We start from the raw sequence: 1,198 nt of genomic DNA on the forward strand, positions 1-1,198 counted from the left end.
TAATCTTGGTGGTTATTTCAAAAGTGCGTATAACAAGCCATTCAAGCAGGACTTTTAACAGTTGGCTAGGTTCCGCTTCGCTTCACATTTTAGCCAACAATTAAAAGCCTCTTAATGGGGCGTTAGGCTACTAAATAAAGTTGTACCATATTCAAACTATTTTTGTATAATAACGACTATATAAATGGATTAGAGTTTCTTAAATTAAGGATATATCATGAATAAAATTTTCAACTTCCAATCAATCGTAATTGCTATTTTATTAGTAGCTTTAGCTTCATTAGTTCATACCAATAATCAAATATTAGATCAAAATAAAAAGCTAACTAGCCAAATCTCTACTTTAAATACCCAGTTAAACAAAGTTAATTCTTCAACTACTAAAATTGAAGAGCGTATGGCAAAAATAGAAGATAAACTCGAACCTAAATTCCAAGGTTTATTGGCTATGAGCAAGTAGTAGCCTAACAAGTAATTCAACAAGGACTAAAAACAGCGGGCTGTTCGCTTCGCTCCATTTTAGCCCACTATTTTTAGCCTGTTAATTGGGCGTTAGATTTTTTATCGTATTAAGGGGAAGGGTTTGTCTTACGAGTTATTCGAAATTGAGAGGCTGTTTGAGGGAATATTTGAATTCGCAGTGTTAATTAGCTTTTTCTATCTGTATTTTATTTTCCGTAGTAAATGGAAGTCCACTGGCGTTAAAGTATATAGTCTCTTATCTTCAGGTTTTGGATTTTCTGTTTTATCAATGTTAATACCGATGGTAGCCATATTCATTGGCTCACTTTTGGTTGGAGATGATTTTGTTGATCAATTGTTTATTTTTAATGATATTCCATATTATTTAACAACTACTCTAAGTATTATGTTTTTTGTTTTGGCAGCTAAAAAAATAGAGTTAAAAAAAATCTAACAAGGCGTTCAAACGGACAAAAAACAGTTGGCTGTTTCACTCCGTTCACAATTTTAGCCAACTATTTTTTGCCGCTTAACGTGGCGTTATGCGGCATTGCGAATTCGATTAAATGTAATTGTGGTATTTGTCTTTTCTTTATCTTGGTTATTTACGCGTAATTAAATCTATTTAGGTTTTTGGTTAAATAGTTTTTCGCCAAAGTAGGTAAGTGATAAATTCACTTTTCATTAGTGGCTCAAAATTCACGGTTTAGTGTGTCGCAATGCTGTGAGTTTTTTA

The 1,198-nt window shown here is 32.5% G+C and carries 2 protein-coding genes; both read left to right on the forward strand.

Features of this window, described 5'->3' with window-relative positions; translation table 11 throughout:
* Nucleotides 1–217: 217 nt before the first annotated feature.
* On the forward strand, nt 218–460 hold the full coding sequence (locus H4J52_RS02970; RefSeq protein ID WP_182176857.1) for a hypothetical protein: 243 nt from the start codon (nt 218–220) through the stop codon (nt 458–460).
* A gap of 123 nt (nt 461–583) precedes the next feature.
* Nucleotides 584–916 (forward strand): hypothetical protein, encoded by a 333-nt coding sequence (locus H4J52_RS02975; RefSeq protein WP_182224196.1) that lies wholly within the window; start codon nt 584–586, stop codon nt 914–916.
* Nucleotides 917–1,198 lie beyond the last annotated feature (282 nt).

Origin of the sequence: Colwellia sp. MB02u-14, from assembly GCF_014076915.1 — a bacterium.
In the GTDB taxonomy this organism is placed as follows: Bacteria; Pseudomonadota; Gammaproteobacteria; order Enterobacterales; family Alteromonadaceae; genus Colwellia_A.

Coding starts and splice junctions, on each gene's coding strand:
- H4J52_RS02970 (WP_182176857.1), top strand. CDS start 218: ATGAATAAAATTTTCAACTTCCAATCAATCGTAATTGCTATTTTATTA.